The following is an 18,245-nucleotide window of genomic DNA, read 5'->3' as shown; positions in this document are numbered from 1 at the left end:
CACTAAAGCATATTATTCATATTTTTTTTAACTTTGGGACTCTCCTATGACCGCTATCAAAACCCTGACTCTCCATCCACGTAAGCTAAGCTTTGAGATGCTACGTGATATCTATAATCACCCTGTCCACCTCACCTTACCCGCCAGCGCTTATGAGGCAATCGATGCCTCACATGACGATGTACGTACCATCATCGCACGTGATAAGAGCGCTTATGGTATCAATACTGGTTTTGGTCTATTAGCCAAGACCCGTATCAGTGATGACCAGCTTGAGTTGCTTCAACGCAACCTGATCGTCTCGCACTCAGTCGGTACTGGTGAGGCACTGCCAGACAACGTGGTCAGGCTAATTATGGTGATGAAAGTAGCCAGCCTTGCTCAAGGCGTCTCTGGCGTCCGCCGCGAGGTCGTCGATAGCTTACTTGGCTTAATTAATCATCAAATTACCCCAAACATTCCGGCCAAAGGCTCCGTTGGGGCTTCTGGTGACCTTGCGCCTTTATCGCATATGACGCTGGCGATGATGGGCGAAGGTGACGTCTACGTTGACGGCAAAAAAGTCCCTGCCACTGAGGCACTAGCGCAGCATGGTCTTAAGCCTATCACCCTAGCGGCCAAAGAAGGCCTTGCCCTAATCAATGGTACACAGGTCTCAACGGCACTGGCATTGCGCGGTTATTTCTTAGCAAGAGATTTACTTGAGACCGCCACCATCGTCGGCTCCATGTCTATCGATGCTGCCAAAGGCTCGGATGCGCCATTTGATGCCCGTATTCATGAGGTGCGTGGTCATCACGGTCAGATAGAGATCGCCAAAGCGCATCGTCAGCTGATTAAAGGCAGTGCTATTCGTGCTTCGCACAATGACGAGCAAGATGATCGCGTGCAGGATCCGTACTGCTTACGCTGCCAGCCACAAGTGATGGGCGCTTGCCTTGATATCATCAACCAAGCAGGCAAGACGTTATTAATAGAATCCAATGCAGTAACGGATAATCCCCTTATTTTTAACAATGAAGATGGTCCAGTGGCTATCTCAGGGGGTAACTTCCATGCCGAGCCAGTGGCCTTTGCCGCAGATATGCTCGCTTTAGCAATCGCTGAGATTGGTTCTATGTCTGAGCGCCGTGTGGCGTTATTGATTGATGCAACCTTATCAGGTGGCCTGCCACCATTTTTGGTAGAAAATGCGGGGGTAAACTCCGGCTTTATGATCGCTCACGTGACGGCCGCAGCGCTGGCTTCAGAAAATAAGTCTATGGCTCACCCAGGCAGTGTCGATAGCATCCCAACCTCTGCCAACCAAGAAGACCATGTGTCGATGGCCACCTATAGCGCCCGCCGCCTATATGAGATGGCGCAAAATACCGCTACCATCGTTGGTATTGAGCTATTGGCTGCTGGTCAAGGGATTGACTTCCATCATAACCTTGCTACTTCCGAAGCATTACAGGCTGCGCATCAAAAGCTGCGTGAACAGGTGACTTTTTATGACAAAGATCGCTACCTAGCCCCTGATATCGAAGCGGCAAAACAGCTGGTATTAGATGGCGCACTGACAAAGCATTGGCAGGCACTGCGTAGTGATTGGTACGAGTCTAAATAAACAGCATCCTTCTATATAGTCAATTCACTTTAAAAATGACATAGCGTTGCTGGGATGAATTTTACGCAGCCTCTGGAGTGACGAAGTCACACAGCAAGCAAAGAAAATTTATACCAGTCGCACTGTACTTATTTTATAGCGGATCGACTATACACAAGCAATACGGATTAAAGGAAATCAGCAATGAGCCTACCAATGCCTGACACAGCCGTGAGCCACAGCGCCGCTGATATGAGCCGCTGGACTGGACGTGCCGAGCCGTTTGAAACTGCGCGCGCCCGCTATTGGTATCAAATAGCGCAGCCTTATACCTTTGATAGCAGCAGTCAACAAAACAACCAGCAAAACGGCCAGCGCGTTGGACTGGTTGGGTTCGCTTGTGACCAAGGTGTCAGACGTAATCAAGGACGCGTGGGTGCACGAGCTGCTCCGCCTTTGATTCGTCAGGCATTTGCTGCGCTGCCCGTCATCGCCGAGTTACAACAACGCTTTGATGGGCAACTATCAACGCTACTGGGTGATGCTGGTGACATACATTGTCATGATAATGATGATTTTGCCGAGCGTAGCCTTGAGCAAGCTCAATTAACCTATGCTGATAAAGTCAGTCACATTATCCAGCAAGGCGGCCTGCCCGTCGGACTTGGTGGTGGTCATGCCATCGCTTATGGTAGCTTTTTGGGATTGTGGCAGGCGCTACAGCAGGCAAATGCTACCAGTAACAACGATGCGCCGCTGCGTATTGGCATTATTAACTTTGATGCGCATCTGGACATTCGTCAGTCTGATGTCGCCACCTCTGGTACACCCTTTCGCCAAATAGCCGAGCACCTTGAAGCGCAAGATCAGCCATTTCACTATTGCTGTATCGGTGTCAGCCGGTTTTCCAACACTGCCGCGCTTTTCGACCGTGCTGAGCAGTTAGGCGTGCATATTATCAATGACGAAGATTGCGCCAATAAGAAATGGAAAAAACTTGCGGCGCAAATAGAGACCTTTATCAATGACGTTGATGTCATCTACTTAACCATTGACATGGATTGCTTGCCAGCAAGCGTGGTACCGGGTGTTAGTGCGCCCGCCGCTTATGGTATTAATTTGGCATTCGTTGAGCGCGCGGTCAAACATATCATGGCATCAGGCAAAGTCAAAATGACTGATATCGCTGAGATTAACCCGACCTTTGATATTGATGCACGCAGCTGTAAAGTCGCCGCTCGCCTCTTAGCGACTATTATCGAGCAGCATTTACTTTTAGTATAAATAAATCGACATAGAATCAAAATGTGGTTGCTATTGATATAAGTGACTGGGATAAATTTTGCGAAGCCTTTGTCTCGCTTGCGCACAACAAGCGAGTAAAATTATTTGTACCAGTCACGCTATAACATTTTTAAAATAAACCAACCATACAAGGTTACTGAAGTAAATTTTGCACACCCTCTGTCAGCAGCACCACAGCAAGAAGCGTTTTTACCAACGACACACTGTCCATTTTAAAATAAACGGACTATGGATGGCTGCACTAAATCTATACTAATAAGCAGGAGCACACCATGACTCATACAACAAATCCTACAGATCAAATGCATATAAACGACTCCATCCTGACTTCATTTGATCACCTCATTATCAATGCCCATCTTGCCACCTTTTCAGCGCAATACGGCTTTGATATTTACAGTGACAATCAGAGCAACAATCAAAGCAATGATCAAAACAAAAGCACCCCTTATGGTCAGTTAGAAAACGCCGCTATCGGTATCAAAGACGGCCAAATCGCATGGGTTGGTACGTATGAGCAAATCAAGCCGCATCTGACTCATTATAAAAGCGATCAAATCAAAGACGTACATGGCAACTGGATCACGCCTGGACTCATCGATTGTCATACCCATATCGTGTATGGCGGCAATCGCAGCAATGAGTTCGAAGCACGCTTGCAAGGTGCCAGTTATCAAGATATCGCCGCGCAAGGTGGCGGCATCGTCTCAACTGTTAGCGCCACCCGCGCAGCGAATGAGGAAGAACTATTTACCCAAAGTGAAAAACGTCTGCTCGCCCTCATGCGCGAGGGCGTGACCAGTATCGAGATCAAATCAGGCTATGGGCTGGACTTAGACACTGAGCGTAAAATGCTAAAAGTCGCCCGTGCGCTCGGCGACAAACACCACATTCATGTTAGCACCACGTATTTGGCCGCCCATGCGCTACCGCTAGAGTATAAAGACCGTGCCGATGACTATATCGAGCAAGTTTGCCAGTGGTTGCCCATCTTACATAGCGAGGGCTTAATCGATGCGGTCGATGGTTTTTGTGAAAACATCGCCTTTAGTAGTGACCAGATTAAGCGCGTCTTTGATGTTGCTCGCTCATTAGACTTACCTGTAAAGCTGCATTCTGAGCAGCTCTCAAACATAGGTGCCAGCGCTTTGGTAGCAGAATACCAAGGATTATCAAGCGACCATCTTGAGCACTTGGCAGAAGATGATATCAAAAAAATGGCCACAAGCAACACGGTAGCCGTGCTATTGCCAGGGGCTTTTTATACGCTGCGTGATACCAAGCTGCCACCGATTGAAGCATTGCGCAAGCATCAGGTGCCGATGGCTATCTCAACCGATTGCAACCCCGGCACCTCGCCGCTCACCTCGCTATTATTGACGATGAATATGGGCTGTACCTTATTTTATCTCACTACTGAAGAAGTGTTGGCAGGGGCGACCGTACATGCAGCGCAAGCATTAGGCCTCGCCAAAAAAGGCAAGATAGAAGTGGGCTGTGATGCTGACTTGGTATTATGGGACATCGCCCGTCCTGCTGACCTTGCTTATCAAATGGGATTAAACCCTATCGCAGGTATCATGGTACAAGGCAGATGGCGTGAAGCGGTATAACAAACCACTATAAAAACCTATTCATAACAAAAAATCTGGCAATACCTTATTGCCAGATTTTTTCTATTTTCAAAACTCAAACAAGCCTAGGCACCTTCTTCTTTATACTATAATGAGCACATGACAAAAACCTAACCCACCGTCTATACCTTAACTACATTGATATGCCAGATATGCCTGAGCAACCATTATCAAACACCAGTAGTAGCCATCTTGCCGCAGAAGCATTTGCTGCGCTACCGCCTATCATGCAGGCGCGGCTAATACAAAGCCAGCGTGTGATATTGATCGCCAACAACCCGTCGATAGACACAGCGATCTTAAAGACGTTATTGCAGCCTACTGATATGTTGGTGTTATTTAATGACTTTATTCATGCAGACTTCTTTGCCCATCATCCGCTCGCCAAAGATTTGCCAAAGCTACTATTTTTTAGACAAATCGGTGACAGTAAACTGCATTTTGGCCTACCGCCTCGCAGCAATAGTGTGACAGCAATACTCGATATGACTAAGCAAGCACCGCTTGGCATCTTGTTTGGGAATGCTGCCTATCAGTTTCCCATGCCATGCGATGATCCAAACCCCGCTGATGATCCCATAACGGATAACCGAGTGCTAGAGATTCCAGAACCGCTTGAGAAACTATTACGTAGCGATGAGCATTGCGCTGTGCTATCAGAGCAGCATAAAGTAGTGGCGGATTATCCTATCTTTACTAATATTCATTCCTCTGCGCCGACGTCAGGGTTTTTATTATATCGGTTACTGTTATCTGCCCGCCTGCATATTCAGCAAAAACAGAAAGCTGAGACGCTGCTATCAATAGTGATGTTGGGTTTTAATAATGATGATAAAACCGCGCATTTTTGGGAAGGTCATAATTGGGCGTTTGAGCGACAAGCGCTTGCAACGCCGCCGACAGGTGTGGAGATTATCCGTCAGTATTAGTTGCCCATCAAAACTCACTACTCATTGATACTAACTACTCATTGATACTAGTGACGCATCGGGATTAGCAGAACTAAGAGCCGTCTACACATAAGGCGCATCTGAATAATGTGCGGCGTCAATCTCAGCGCTACTTGGCTGACGAAGAATCTCAATAGGCACTGTCTGCGCCTCTTGCCAGTCAATCAAACCTAGCTGCGTAAACGCTGCCAGCCAGCCTGCCATCGGCCAATGCTGCCATTTGTCATAAAAGCGATTGGCATTAATCACTATGCTATCGAGATGATTGAGTGGCGGCCGGTAGACGCTGTGCTGCTGATGGTAAACCACGTCGTTGGTCAAATAAAAATCAATGTCTAAAGCACGTGCCATAAAAGCAAAATCTGTGTCTTCAGCGCCGTAGCCGACATAATCGGTATCAAAGCCGCCAATCCGCTCAAACTGATGGCGCATTATCGCAAAGCAAAGACTCCAAAATGCGCCATAGTCTTGCGTTTTTTTAATATTAGCATCGACATTGTCATTGCGATGTTGGGTAAAGTTATCACGATAAGGGTTAAATACCGATAGCTTGTCCAAGGCGTCGGCGGCCATTCGACCTTGCTGTAGTTGACTACCTTCATCATCCGTCAAAGGGCGCGTTAAATAACGTGGCTGGCCCATCAGTAGCGCATCAGGATGCGTTTGCAATTTATCATATAACCCGTCGATAAAGTCATAGGCGACGATACAATCCACGTCCAAAAAAACCATAGCCTCATAGCTAGCACGTGCAGCGCCAAGATTACGGTTACGACCGATATCAAACGAGGCGCTACTCGTCAATCCATGCTCAGTCGCTGTAGTCGTTGCTATCTGAATAATATTTAAATCGTAGTCTGCCAGACGTTCAGCCTCGGCGTCATCATTAACGATAACCACCTCGCGCGGCCTGACGCTGCCCTGCGCCAGACTAGCAAGTAGATTGTAAAGATGTCGATTGCGCCCATAGCAAGTCGTTATTACACTCACGGGAATGGTGTTATGTGCGGCGTCTTGAACTCTGGTTGTCGTTGTCATGGAAATATTTGCTCTTATTATTATAAATTTCTTTGTTATTTCTTATTTCTTAAGTTTTAAGTCCAACTGCGGCAACAACCATTCTGCAAACCAATCTTTTACAGAAATATAGTCAGCAATGCTATTCATAAAGCGTTGCGCCGCCAAATTGGCTTGCCTATCTGTCAAAGCAGCCTGCTCATGGTCAATTGACTTATTATTCGTGGAGAGAGAAGACAATAGGTTCTGACTATCCATACTAGAGGCTGTGGCGATAAACTGTGGCCAACTAAGCGCACGACCTTGTTCGATTAACGCTTCTGCCATCACTTCTTGCTCATGGTGCGGGCGCACATCAGGCAATACAATAAGCGGCGTGGCATAATCATAGGCCTGCGCAATTGCGTTCAAGCCACACGCCATCAATAGCAGATGACTATAGGCGATAAATGGCGTCACATCATCGACGTGGGCGGCAATATCGACACAATGCCGTACTTCATCATCGATAGGGCCAAGAGAGACGATTATAGCGTCTGGTAGTATTTGGCGTAGCTTTGGCAACTTGGCATCAATCGCTTCGTGTCCGCCATAGCCTTTAATCACAGTAACGATAAAAGACTTATCGACGCTGGCGACCAGTTGTTTATGAATAGCATCATCATGAGTCAATGTCATAAGCTCGTCCATAAACTCACAAAAGCTAAGCAAACCTTGGGCTTTGCTTGGCAAAAAATCCAGATATAGCGTTTTTTGTCGTACCCAGTCCGGCGTGGCTGCCGCCTCCAATGCTTTAGGATAAGGAGCTAACAATCCAAGCGCGCCCGCAAAGGCGTTTAAGTGCGGCGCATCATCGCGCTCGCCTGCCAGCCGTACATAGAGATAAGGCACACTAGCGGTACGGCATAGCATAGCCACTTCGGCGCTAACATCAATAATCATCAGGTCAATCTGGCGCTGATGTATCTCATCAAGCAGCTGCCAACTGCGTCTTTGAATGTCTTTGTTGCCCACTGGCGAGTAGTGCAAACAGCTTGGCTGCCAATACTCACCTGCTCGCCCCGCTAGCACATCATCTGGTCGCTCATCCTCAGCGTCTAAACGTACGATGTGCTCATTATTTATACTGCTAAAACGATAACCATCAGCCGGTAAGCTGGTAAACACCGTCATTTGCGAACGCAGCTCTGGTGGTAATAAGGCGGCCAGTTTGTCTGCTTGGCGGCAGTGCCCCGAGCCGTGGTGATGAGCATAGTAGCCGATACGCATGGTAAAAAAGCTCCTAAGAGATGAAGGCAGTCATTGATAGTCACGACATAAAGAAAAAAGGAGAGAATGCTAGGGCGTGTCTTGGATGCTATCGCTGTCATCGACCGCTACTGCCTGCTCATATAAACGCAGATAACCATCGACCATCGCAGCGACTGAACAAAACTGCTCAGCGCGAGCACGACAGGCTGCTCGTGAAATATGCTGAATGTCAGCAAACGCTTGTATAAATGCCTTTTTATCCTTTTTGGGTACGATAATGCCCGTCTGATGCGTGATAATCTCAGCACTGGCACCGACATCGAAGCCAATCACAGGTGTACCGCAAGCGAGGCTCTCAGCGAGCGTCAGACCATAAGGCTCATCCCAAGTACTGGTAAATAGCATGGCGGTGACTTGGCTTAACTGCTTGTTGATTTGATCCTTATTTAAATGACCAACATAATCAAATAACGGCATATCGCTATTCCTATCTACCTCTAACAGCGGTGCCACATAGTCATCGAAGTATTCCTCATTACTTTTGGGACCTGCAATAATTAGGCGCTTACCTGCCGCTTTGCAATATTCCATCGCCAAATGCGTACCCTTTTCAGGACAGATACGCCCGTACCAAAAATACACTTCATCAGCAATTGGGTTTGTATTGGCAGTAAATGAGTGAACATCGATGCCGTTATAGACCACATGCGAGGGCACAAACTCAGCAAATAGCTGCTGCTGATGACCACTGATCGCTGTAAATTGGGTTTGAGTGCCTTGCCGTAGCGTCAGTAGTGCCAGACGCAGCTGCGGAAAAATCGGCGTATGAAACGTGGTAAAAAACCGCGCGGCAAACGCCTGCCCCATCATCATCGGCACATGGTGCAAGCTATGATTGTGTACCACATCTATCATTCCTTGCTCATCACGGCTAATGATATCGCGCAGCGCCTGCTGGTAGATCAAATACTGATACAGCTCCTCGCGGCTCATCTCTACTGACTCATGCTCATCGGCATAAACTGTTTTTTCAAATTCATCACGGGTCATAAAGGGTACTAGTGTGGCATGGGTTTGACTGTCCGCATGAGCGTAGAGCAACACCTGATGGCCTTGCGCCACCAGCTCATCACAGATCAGCTGAGTGATCATCTCAAGACCACCTGCATAAGGCTGGGCAATGGGATATAACGAGTGCGCGATGATGGCAATACGCAGTGGTCTTCTTACTTTAGCGCTTGCCCCATCGGTTGTCTCACACGCCGCCGGTGACTCAGGCAAGTCATATATTTTATCCATAACGATGTTAGGGGTTTTAGCTTTTATATGACTATTTGGGTTGGTTTTGATAGAAGTCAACATACGTCATCCATTTATTATTTTATTCAGCCATATATTTTTTTATTGGATCGGTGTTATTTGGGCGCTTATTTTTAGTAATATTATCTCTAGCGGTATTGTTATTTTTAGCGATATTATTTTTAATCACACAACTTTGGTTTACAGTGTTATTGATCTCGTCATACGTATCATGCTCATTAGCATAGCGGTCATCCACCTCAGGTGGATACCCATAATTATCAAAAGCCACTTTTGCTGACCATAGCTTGAGGACAGTGACCACAAGCGCACTGACAAATAACAAAGGCGAATACAGCGCTGATAGCGGTGAGGTCACGGCTAAGGTAATGACATTAAGTATGAGTAGCAGTTTTGGTAAGGCACAAACATTGGCCTGCCATACGCTGCGGCGGCTACTAATCACCGCCTGTTTGGGCGTACACACAAATGGCTTGTCGCGGCCCCACAGCACAGGCCACCATGACAACGCGCCGATTTCCCAAAAGTTTAGGTGCATTGCCCACGCTCGTAGCTTATTGGTAAAGGTTGGCGTAACGTGCTGAGCTACCTGCTGATTAAGCGGTGAGTGGTCTTGCGCATAGGCCCACAGCCGTCGCAACAAAAACACGCCATAAGCGGCATAAACCACATATAAGGGCGTAAGCAACATCGCCATATCCACCTGTGCGCCTATTATCAAAGCCGCCAGCACGATAAGCAGCGTACAGACATGCAGCACGATAAAAATCCCCGTGAAATTAATCCAGGCACTCAGCTGCGAAAAATGCGCACGCATATACTGCAAACGCTCGCCCATCGTCTGGCTTACATTTGTATTTGCGCTGCTATCAGCGGTTAGAGATGACGGCGTAACAAAGTAACGGTTGAGCACCTGTACATTGCCATATACCCAGCGCTGCCGCTGAGCGATCAGATCACACAGCGTGGTGGGCAATATACCGGTAGCAATCACCTTGGGTATAAAACGACTGTACAAACCCATACGATGGAGCAGCACCCCCATCTGCGCATCTTCAGTAATGGACTCTCCTGACCAGCCGCCTAAACCCACTAAAGCATCTCGGCGTATCACCGCGTAAGTACCGGTAGATAACGCCCGCTGACGATTAAAAGATCGATATAAGTGATGGTTAAAATAATGGTTTAATTCGCTATGGACATCCGCTTTATCTGCATCACGATAAAACTGCGGAAACTGCAATAAAGCATGCTCAGGATACTCGTGGATCGCGCTGATAATGGCATCACGAGCATGTGGCAACGCCTGATAATCACTATCGACCACCACCACATGACTGGCGCTAGGGTTCATCAGTCCTAGCGCCAAGTTGAGCGCACCAGACTTAAACCCTACCACCGCATCGATATGATAAAAATGCACATTGAAATGCGGCTCTAAGCCATGACAAAAATCTGCCAAAGGCTTATAAAGCTCACGCTTAGTATGGTTGTTATCTATGATTAAAATCTCATCGTCGGCCGCTTTGATGGCTAGTAGCGATTGTATGGTCGCAATCACCATTGTGGTAGGCTCAGCACGGGTCATCAACTGAAAGCTCAAGCGTATCGGCTGCGCGCCCTCTAAATGAGTCATCGCCTGATCGATAGTACTGAACGCATCGCCTGCTAGACGCTCCATCCGCTCAAACTTACCGACAGGTTGCATGCCATTGTTTGTGTCATTTTCTATACCCTTTTGGGTGTTTTGGCGGTAGGGCTTTAGGCAATCATTGCTACGTAGATGGCTGGTTACTTGCTTGTTTATATGGTTGTTTATGTTTAATGCAGGGTCTTTATAACAGCTGGTCTGCGCGCGTTTGGAGGCTGGTGGATAAGCACCAAAGACATGCGCCGCTCGATTGTTCATATCTTCACGGCCATTATCGTTATGATTCTGACCAACGCTGCAAGCAAACCGCTCAGCATTTGGCGTATCCTGTATCATTGGATATAAGCCCGACATACCTGAGCGGCCATCAGAATAGACCTCCTTATTGACTGTCATGATTCATCCTTTGATAAATATATCGACATTGTCAGCGGCATCGTTTGCCCGCGATATGAATGATTGATGATATAAACCCGTGCGATAAACACTGAGATAATTGATGATAGTCAAAAAGATCGGTGATAATTACTTATAAACTGTCTAAAAAAATAGATTAATGTAACTTCAAGTAAAATATGTAAAAACTTTTATAAATTAATACTTTATAACCCAAAAAACTTTAGCCGGCGTCTACTACCTCGAGTTTACAACCAGTCTTTGCACTCATAAATATTTTATACAGACAAAAAAATACCGCACTTATATATGATAAGTGCGGTATTTGACAGTGCCTCAGCAGACAGAAGGTGTTAGTTTAAGATACCATAAGCGCACAGTGCGTCCGCCACCCGTTTAAAGCCAACGATATTGGCCCCTGCCATATAGTCGATATAGCCGTTGTCCGTTTGACCATAGTTTGCTGATGCTTCAGCCGCGCCGTCATGGATGTTTTTCATGATGCGCTTTAGGCGCTCATCTATTTCTTCAAAGGTTTTGTATTGACGTACCGAGTTTTGTGACATCTCAAGACCTGAGACTGCCACGCCGCCTGCGTTTGCTGCCTTACCTGGCGCATAGTGCACACGGTGCAAACGGATATGATCGACTGCCTCTGCTGTCAGCGGCATGTTCGCGCCTTCGACGATATATCTGATGCCGTTTTCGACCATATGTTTGGCATCGTCTTCGTTGACTTCATTTTGTGTGGCTGATGGAATGGCGATATCACCTTTGATGTGCCAAGGCTTTTGCTGCGCGAACCACTCACCACCATAGACATCGACATAATCGCACAGCGGCTTACTCTGGGCTTTTTGCGCTTTTAGCCAATCGATTTTTTCTTGATTTAGGCCATTTGCATCATAGAGCGTCCCTTGTGAGTCGGAGACCGTCAGAACTGTCGCGCCTAGCATGCAGGCTTTTTCGGCGGCATGGAGCGAGACGTTGCCTGCCCCTGAGACCAGTACTTTTTTGCCTTCGATACTTTCGTTTTGAGCAGCGAGCATGTTTTCTAAGAAGTACACCGCACCGTAGCCTGTCGCTTCTGTACGCATCAAGCTACCACCGAATCCCACCCCCTTACCTGTCAACACGCCACCGTATTCGCGCGTTAAGTTTTTGTACATGGCAAACATATAGCTGACCTCACGACCGCCGACACCGATATCACCAGCTGGCACATCGATGTCTTTATTGACATAGTGGTGCAGCTCACGCATAAACGCATAGCAAAAGCGGCGAATTTCGCTGTCTGTTTTGCCTTTAGGATCAAAATCAGCGCCCCCTTTACCGCCGCCCATCGGCAGACCCGTCAAAGCGTTTTTGAATATTTGCTCAAAGCCCAAAAACTTAAGCACTGACTGGTTGACGGTTGGATGAAACCGTACGCCGCCTTTGTAAGGGCCAAGAGCGTTGCTGAACTGGACACGCCAGCCGCGGTTGACTTGTACCTCACCTTTATCGTTTTCCCAGTTGACGCGAAAGCAGATAATACGATCTGGTTCAACCAAACGCTCGAATATCTTCATTTTTTGAAATTCAGGATGGGCATCGTATAAAGGCGCGATAGTCAGTGCCACTTCTTTGACGGCTTGGACAAATTCAGGTTGATGGGCGTAACGCGCTTCGACTTTTTCGATGGCCTGACTGATACTCATATAGGTTCCTTAGGGTAAAAATGGTGGACGTGTTTATTTACATCGATGTCGCGTCGTATGGCAACAAACGAAGGGGATTATGGACATTGATGTAAGACTACAATCGCCCCTATACACTGCGGTATATAGAGGCTCATGGGAGTAGAAAAGCGGGATAATGTGACGCCTGAACAAGACGCTCAGTAGCAATGACCGTTTCTATCCTATAACTATATATCATTTTTTTGGGGTATAAGTCTAGTGAATATCACTATCATGAAAAGTTATGGTCAACGTTTTTTGTATAAATCATTCGTTTGTCTGGCCGCTACGCAGGCTGCTAGGCATTGAGAACATAAAGTAAAGCGCTGGGTAAATGAAACAAAAATTGCTACAGGCCTACTGTCTGATTGCAAGTGGCTGAGCCAAATAGAAAAAATAAACCCTATCGCCAACTTTAGTTCGTCTTAAAATTAAAAACAGCAGATAAAAGGTTGATAATGACAACTAGATGGTCAAAAAATAGCAGAACCCAACCATTTGTTTGCTGTAACATATATCAATATAAGTAGTAAGGGTTTATAATGATCGGCGTTTGCTTCAGCCCTTTTTAGTGTCGCTGATAGTGATCTCATCCATTCAATAACCCGTCATAGAGAAAGTGATATGCGTACAGATTCGTTCCAGCAAATCTTGGAAGACCTAAACAGCTCATCTGCCGATGTCGAAGCATCTGCCCTAATTTCTAACGATGGTCTAATGATCGCATCAGCCCTACCGTTAGGCGTTGATGAAGACCGTGTTGGCGCTATGTCAGCCGCTTTATTGTCATTGGGTGACCGTGCAGGTCGCGAGCTGGCGCGTGGTAGTATCGATCGTATTATGATCCAAGGCGAAAAAGGCTATGTCATCATGACCTCAGCAGGCGATGAAGCGGTATTGACTATCATGGCCAAGTCAAACGCCAAGCTCGGTTTGATCTTTTTGGACATCAAACGCGCCTCAGAAGCCCTAGCAAAACTTATTTAATCGATCATTATTTGCCAGTCAATCACGACGAATACAACGATAGATAAATACAACGATAAATAAAGGAGATTACTATGGGTTCTCCAATCCCTGATGCACCAAAGCCGGATATGCCAGCTGAGCAGATGACGCTAACTTACTATGATGGCACCTCTCGGACTGTCTATGATACAGGTGTAGAGCGTCCCTACCCAGATGGTAAGCTCATTGTCTCGCGTACCGATTTAGACGGCATTATCACTCACGTCAACGACGCCTTTGTCGAGATTAGTGGCTACCACGTCGATGAGCTCATCGGTCAACAGCACTATATTCTGCGTCATCCTGATATGCCAAAAGCGGCTTATCAAGACTTGTGGGACACAGCAAAAGCTGGAAAGAAGTGGCATGGCTATGTCAAAAATTTATGTAAAGACGGCAGTCACTACTGGGTATATGCCACGGTCGTGCCCAATGTTCGCCGCGGTGAAACTGTAGGATACACTTCAGTACGCCGCAAGCCATCACGCAGCAAAATCGAAGCGGCAATGGCTCAGTACGCCCAAATGAAACAAGATGAGGAAGGCTAAATCATGACGACACACAATATGTTAATCGCCCCTGATTTTTCGCCTGAGCGTTTTGCAGGTTGGCATATGTTTAACACCTTGATTCAAAAGCGTGCCAACTTAAACATGCACCTAAATACGCCAGCCTCACACGCAGAGCAACAACAAATCATCACGGCTGGGGACATTCAGGTCATCTATGCCAATCCTTTTGATGCGGTAACTTTGATCCGTGAACAAGGCTACAAAGCGGTCGCACGTCCTATCGGCAAATCTGACGAAATGGTCATCGCCGCTGGTGCCAACAGCGACATCAACGCCTTAGAAGATATCAAAGCTGGTGCCACCATCGCGATGGCAAACAACCGCGATGTCAAGCTGATCGGTTTGCGCCTGCTTGAGGCTGTCGATATAGCAGAGTCTGATCTGAGCTGGGATGTCACCGAAACATATCAAGCTGCGGCGCGTAAAGTCATCAAAGGCGATGCGCAGGCAGCGTTCTTTTTGGCAGAGGTATTTCACAGTTTTTCTCGTCTGACCAAAGCTCAGCTATCGGTACTGATCGAAAGTGATTTGGCTGATATCAGTCATGTGCTGCTGATCAAAGACGATTTTCCAGATACCGATATCTTTATGAATGCCATACTCAACCTGCACAACGACCCAGACGGTCAAGAAGCATTGGCCGAGCTGGGTATGCCGCAAGGATTTGAGGCCATGGATGAAGAAGACGCCGAGTTTATGATTGATTTGATGGAAACCTTGCTTGATTAGTCGTTACTTGCTATCTTGCTTTGGCTGATTTTATTTTTTCATGGTCGATGACAGTCGTCATCGCCGTGATTATTGGGTCATGTCCATACAACACCACACCATAGGCGCAGCCGCTATCCAGGCAAGAATAACCGCAACGAAGATGTGACCTAAAGGATCCTGTTATGTCTGATGTAGATCTGATCAAAGAAGCCGAAACCGAGGCGCGCCGTGCGTTTCGCTTTTACTCACGCAAAGTATTTTTGGCACCTGCCAATCGTCACTTTCATGAGCAGCGTATCAACGCTGCCCTACTGCTGAGCGAAAAAGAACCGCTACAGGGCGCGGTGGCAGATTTTTTTTATGGCTGCTGGTACGATATTCCTTACGATGTCAATAACCTATTTACCCGTATTAAAGACCGTCTGTACCCTCATGTTGCACAAGGCTTTCGCGACTGCATTGACAAAAAACGCTACATCCAGCGCAACAGTATGCTGGCGACGCGTTGGAGTGTATTGATATCGCCGTCGCTCAATGAGCAAAAACAGCGACTGCGCATCAGTAGCGACGATGCCAAAGAAATCTCCAAAGACATCACCGCCGAGCTGATGCAAGCACGTGCCGAGGAGGACTGGGGCACGATTGAACAAATCGAAAACGAGTTTTTTGCCCACTGTATCGCTCGCAATGACCGTCTGGCTTTTTCTTTGGTTTGGTTTCGCTTAGGCAAAAGCGACTGGCACTTTGACGAGCGCTGGAACAACTGCCAACAACGTCTTGACCAAACCAAAAACATCAAAACTTAACTTATCACCTATTTTATAATTTCATCACAATGGTAGCCGCTATGTCCTCTTACTTAAATGCTGATAAAACCTATCTTACCCTAACCCCAGCCGGTATTTTTGAGGCATTTTCCCAAAGCGAACCTACAGAGGAGCAGCTATCGTTACAAGACCTACTCTCTTATGAGCAAACCCTACTCGCCGCTGATTGGCTAGAGCGCTACTCTGAGACGTGGTTACAGCGCTTTATAGAGGCCGGCTGGATCGAAAAGTTGTCCCTGTTTTTGCCCGCGCCCAACTTACCATTGGATCAGTTTTTGCCTTATGTCGTCGCAAGCCTATCTGGTAAGCGCCGTGCCGCTATCGGCTCTGATGAGGGCTTTTGTCTGGCGCGCATCGGCTATAACCAAGAAGAAGCGGATATGCTGAGTGTGGCGGCGGCTGACTTTTCAGGCTTTATGCTGCGCCAAAAACAACGCGGCTGGGCAGTAGAAAGCCAAGCAATTTCGTTTTTTCAGCAGGTTGACTTGTTGATTCCTGAGACCAGTTTTGTGTTTTTGTGGATTGATGGCTCAGGATATGTGCTGATCATCGATGGCGAGCCGCTCACCAATAGCCGCGCTTTTGTAGAGCTGGTTTGGGCACTCAAAACCTCTGGACTCCGATTTTTAAATTAAGCATCTATGGCGTACTTGCTCATAACTCGTGACGGTCATGACTTTTATAAACATAAACATAAAAATAGACATGACTGACGTATCATATTCTCATTAAGAGGCACGCACCCCACTTCTATGTTTGTGTTTATAGCAGACAACTTGGTGCGGTGCGCGCTATTTTTATCCACAACGCCCTCCTTTATCTTTATACCATACCGCCATGCTTTTATATAAGCAACGAGATAGCTGACGGCGGCACACTTCGCAACGATACTACCCTCATACGTAACAGTAGCTAGCACCGTATTGCGTCATACTGACCTTTGACGTATGCCAACCTTTACTTGTCTGTTTTTATTGATTTTATTGAACTGACATATAGGCCGTGTTGAATATTTACCAATAACCACTGCTGTGTATGACCCACCATTTATATCAACCAGCTCCCTACACGTTACGTCATTGCACAAAAACCCAGCCTTTGAACGTGGCACTCCTTGCCAAACCTTGCACTCTTGCTTATTTTTTAAGACAGTTTATGACTTCGCTGACGACTGTGCGCGTGCGTTATCAAACGATTGAAATCGGCAATACCGACATCCGTATTTGTACGCTACGTGACAATCAACAATTTTAAGCTGACCAATAAAATGCTGGAGTTTGGTTTTAGCAGTCAGCACGTAAGGCCAGAGGATACCTCTTATCTTGAGCTGCCTTTTAAGGGTCATATTTTGACCTTTGCACGCAAGGCTATGGCATCCCCCTCCTGTATGATGAACGCCTGATGTGATGGCCGCATCTTGCCACTGCTGGCGCGTGATCCAGTGAGCCATTAGGGGTTTGTAAACCCGCTGTGACATTGCTTGGTCAAAAAAAACAAACCAAAGTTTATTTAATAATATGATTGCAATCGCAATATCATTCTTCTAGCATGAATTGATAGATAGCAATTGCGCATAAACCTCAAATAACTTTAAACAATATCAATTATATAAATAATATCAGGCAGATAGATATGAAAAATACCAACACTCCCCTACGTATCGACATCGTCTCAGACGTGGTGTGCCCTTGGTGCGTCGTTGGCTACCGCCAACTGGCCGCAGCGCTTGAGCAAAGCAATACAGACCATGAGATACATTGGCATCCTTTTGAATTAAACCCAAAAATGCCAAAAGAAGGACAAAATATGCGTGAGCACATCATGGAAAAGTATGGCTCAAGTAAGGCAGAATCGGATGCCAGCCGCGCCAGAATAACAGAGGCGGGAAATGAGGTCGGCTTTCAGTTTCACTTCAACGACGACACATGGATGCACAATACCTTTAATGCGCACCAGCTCTTACACTGGGCCGAAAAACAAGGCCACAGACATGAGTTAAAGCAAGCGCTTTTTGCAGCGCACTTCACGGACAACCGCGATATATCGGATAACGCGGTACTGGCCGATATCGCAGCAGAGGTCGGCTTAGATCGAAGCGAGGCACTGGCGGTCTTAGCAGACCAGCGTTTTGCTCGAGAGATACGCGCAGAAGAGCAGCACTGGCAGCAGCAAGGCATTCAAAGTGTGCCAGCGATGATTTTTAATGAGCGTCATTTGGTAAGCGGCGCGCAAGGGGTAGACAATTACCTCAATATCTTAGGGCAATTGGCCCATATGCCAGACTAAACCCTAAG

At 46.9% G+C, this 18,245-nt stretch carries 15 protein-coding genes; 10 read left to right on the top strand and 5 right to left on the bottom strand.

Features of this window, described 5'->3' with window-relative positions; genetic code table 11:
• Positions 1–46: 46 nt before the first annotated feature.
• The 4 genes from hutH (at position 47) to JFC05_RS01290 (ending at position 5,456) form a co-directional block, all read left to right on the top strand.
• Entirely contained in the window at positions 47–1,609 is a 1,563-nt protein-coding gene (hutH, locus tag JFC05_RS01305; protein WP_198335427.1) for a histidine ammonia-lyase, read from the top strand.
• A 183-nt stretch (positions 1,610–1,792) separates the two neighbouring features.
• Entirely contained in the window at positions 1,793–2,872 is a 1,080-nt protein-coding gene (gene hutG / locus JFC05_RS01300; protein ID WP_227697343.1) for a formimidoylglutamase, read from the top strand.
• A gap of 293 nt (positions 2,873–3,165) precedes the next feature.
• Positions 3,166–4,506 (top strand): imidazolonepropionase, encoded by a 1,341-nt coding sequence (hutI, locus tag JFC05_RS01295; protein ID WP_198335426.1) that lies wholly within the window; start codon positions 3,166–3,168, stop codon positions 4,504–4,506.
• A gap of 164 nt (positions 4,507–4,670) precedes the next feature.
• Positions 4,671–5,456 (top strand): hypothetical protein, encoded by a 786-nt coding sequence (locus JFC05_RS01290; protein ID WP_198335425.1) that lies wholly within the window; start codon positions 4,671–4,673, stop codon positions 5,454–5,456.
• Positions 5,457–5,540: 84 nt separating this feature from the next.
• Here the strand turns inward: JFC05_RS01290 and JFC05_RS01285 are convergent, their stop codons facing one another.
• The 5 genes from JFC05_RS01285 to gdhA all read right to left on the bottom strand — a co-directional run bounded on the left by JFC05_RS01285 (position 5,541) and on the right by gdhA (position 12,812).
• Positions 5,541–6,515: a glycosyltransferase family 2 protein gene (locus JFC05_RS01285; protein ID WP_198335424.1), complete on the bottom strand. Its 975-nt coding sequence runs from the start codon at positions 6,513–6,515 to the stop codon at positions 5,541–5,543.
• Between the two features lie 42 nt (positions 6,516–6,557).
• A complete protein-coding gene (locus tag JFC05_RS01280; protein ID WP_198335423.1) occupies positions 6,558–7,763 on the bottom strand; it encodes a hypothetical protein in 1,206 nt (401 codons plus the stop codon).
• Positions 7,764–7,832: 69 nt separating this feature from the next.
• Positions 7,833–9,107: a glycosyltransferase gene (locus JFC05_RS01275; protein WP_198335422.1), complete on the bottom strand. Its 1,275-nt coding sequence runs from the start codon at positions 9,105–9,107 to the stop codon at positions 7,833–7,835.
• Positions 9,108–9,126: 19 nt separating this feature from the next.
• Positions 9,127–11,112 carry a glycosyltransferase family 2 protein gene (locus JFC05_RS01270; RefSeq protein ID WP_198335421.1) on the bottom strand — a complete coding sequence of 662 codons (1,986 nt, stop codon included), beginning with the start codon at positions 11,110–11,112 and terminating at the stop codon, positions 9,127–9,129.
• A 353-nt stretch (positions 11,113–11,465) separates the two neighbouring features.
• Positions 11,466–12,812 (bottom strand): NADP-specific glutamate dehydrogenase, encoded by a 1,347-nt coding sequence (gene gdhA / locus JFC05_RS01265; protein WP_198335420.1) that lies wholly within the window; start codon positions 12,810–12,812, stop codon positions 11,466–11,468.
• Positions 12,813–13,457: 645 nt separating this feature from the next.
• Here gdhA and JFC05_RS01260 point away from each other — a divergent pair.
• The 6 genes from JFC05_RS01260 (at position 13,458) to JFC05_RS01235 (ending at position 18,237) form a co-directional block, all read left to right on the top strand.
• The gene (locus tag JFC05_RS01260) at positions 13,458–13,820 is read left to right on the top strand and encodes a roadblock/LC7 domain-containing protein (RefSeq protein ID WP_192995985.1); all 363 of its coding nucleotides are present in this window, start codon (positions 13,458–13,460) and stop codon (positions 13,818–13,820) included.
• Between the two features lie 74 nt (positions 13,821–13,894).
• Positions 13,895–14,389, top strand: coding sequence for a PAS domain-containing protein (locus tag JFC05_RS01255; protein WP_192995986.1), 495 nt, complete (start codon positions 13,895–13,897; stop codon positions 14,387–14,389).
• A gap of 3 nt (positions 14,390–14,392) precedes the next feature.
• Positions 14,393–15,142 (top strand): PhnD/SsuA/transferrin family substrate-binding protein, encoded by a 750-nt coding sequence (locus JFC05_RS01250; RefSeq protein WP_198335419.1) that lies wholly within the window; start codon positions 14,393–14,395, stop codon positions 15,140–15,142.
• A gap of 164 nt (positions 15,143–15,306) precedes the next feature.
• Positions 15,307–15,930: a hypothetical protein gene (locus JFC05_RS01245; protein WP_198335418.1), complete on the top strand. Its 624-nt coding sequence runs from the start codon at positions 15,307–15,309 to the stop codon at positions 15,928–15,930.
• Between the two features lie 41 nt (positions 15,931–15,971).
• Positions 15,972–16,586, top strand: a complete 615-nt coding sequence (locus JFC05_RS01240; RefSeq protein WP_105243993.1) for a hypothetical protein — start codon at positions 15,972–15,974, stop codon at positions 16,584–16,586.
• A 997-nt stretch (positions 16,587–17,583) separates the two neighbouring features.
• Positions 17,584–18,237, top strand: a complete 654-nt coding sequence (locus tag JFC05_RS01235) for a DsbA family oxidoreductase (protein WP_198335417.1) — start codon at positions 17,584–17,586, stop codon at positions 18,235–18,237.
• The last annotated feature ends 8 nt before the right edge of the window (positions 18,238–18,245 follow it).

Source organism: Psychrobacter celer (assembly GCF_016107555.1).
Classification (GTDB): domain Bacteria; phylum Pseudomonadota; class Gammaproteobacteria; order Pseudomonadales; family Moraxellaceae; genus Psychrobacter; species Psychrobacter celer.
The sequence above is the reverse complement of the archived record's forward strand: the minus strand, read 5'-3'. Positions and strand labels throughout refer to the sequence as shown.

Excerpts from the sequence above, each read along its gene's own strand:
- hutG (WP_227697343.1), top strand. The coding sequence starts at position 1,793 with ATGAGCCTACCAATGCCTGACACAGCCGTGAGCCACAGCGCCGCTGAT.
- JFC05_RS01260 (WP_192995985.1), top strand. The coding sequence starts at position 13,458 with ATGCGTACAGATTCGTTCCAGCAAATCTTGGAAGACCTAAACAGCTCA.
- JFC05_RS01255 (WP_192995986.1), top strand. The coding sequence starts at position 13,895 with ATGGGTTCTCCAATCCCTGATGCACCAAAGCCGGATATGCCAGCTGAG.
- JFC05_RS01280 (WP_198335423.1), bottom strand. The coding sequence starts at position 7,763 with ATGCGTATCGGCTACTATGCTCATCACCACGGCTCGGGGCACTGCCGC.
- JFC05_RS01275 (WP_198335422.1), bottom strand. The coding sequence starts at position 9,107 with ATGTTGACTTCTATCAAAACCAACCCAAATAGTCATATAAAAGCTAAA.
- hutI (WP_198335426.1), top strand. The coding sequence starts at position 3,166 with ATGACTCATACAACAAATCCTACAGATCAAATGCATATAAACGACTCC.
- JFC05_RS01245 (WP_198335418.1), top strand. The coding sequence starts at position 15,307 with ATGTCTGATGTAGATCTGATCAAAGAAGCCGAAACCGAGGCGCGCCGT.
- gdhA (WP_198335420.1), bottom strand. The coding sequence starts at position 12,812 with ATGAGTATCAGTCAGGCCATCGAAAAAGTCGAAGCGCGTTACGCCCAT.
- JFC05_RS01270 (WP_198335421.1), bottom strand. The coding sequence starts at position 11,112 with ATGACAGTCAATAAGGAGGTCTATTCTGATGGCCGCTCAGGTATGTCG.
- JFC05_RS01285 (WP_198335424.1), bottom strand. The coding sequence starts at position 6,515 with ATGACAACGACAACCAGAGTTCAAGACGCCGCACATAACACCATTCCC.
- hutH (WP_198335427.1), top strand. The coding sequence starts at position 47 with ATGACCGCTATCAAAACCCTGACTCTCCATCCACGTAAGCTAAGCTTT.
- JFC05_RS01290 (WP_198335425.1), top strand. The coding sequence starts at position 4,671 with ATGCCAGATATGCCTGAGCAACCATTATCAAACACCAGTAGTAGCCAT.
- JFC05_RS01250 (WP_198335419.1), top strand. The coding sequence starts at position 14,393 with ATGACGACACACAATATGTTAATCGCCCCTGATTTTTCGCCTGAGCGT.
- JFC05_RS01235 (WP_198335417.1), top strand. The coding sequence starts at position 17,584 with ATGAAAAATACCAACACTCCCCTACGTATCGACATCGTCTCAGACGTG.
- JFC05_RS01240 (WP_105243993.1), top strand. The coding sequence starts at position 15,972 with ATGTCCTCTTACTTAAATGCTGATAAAACCTATCTTACCCTAACCCCA.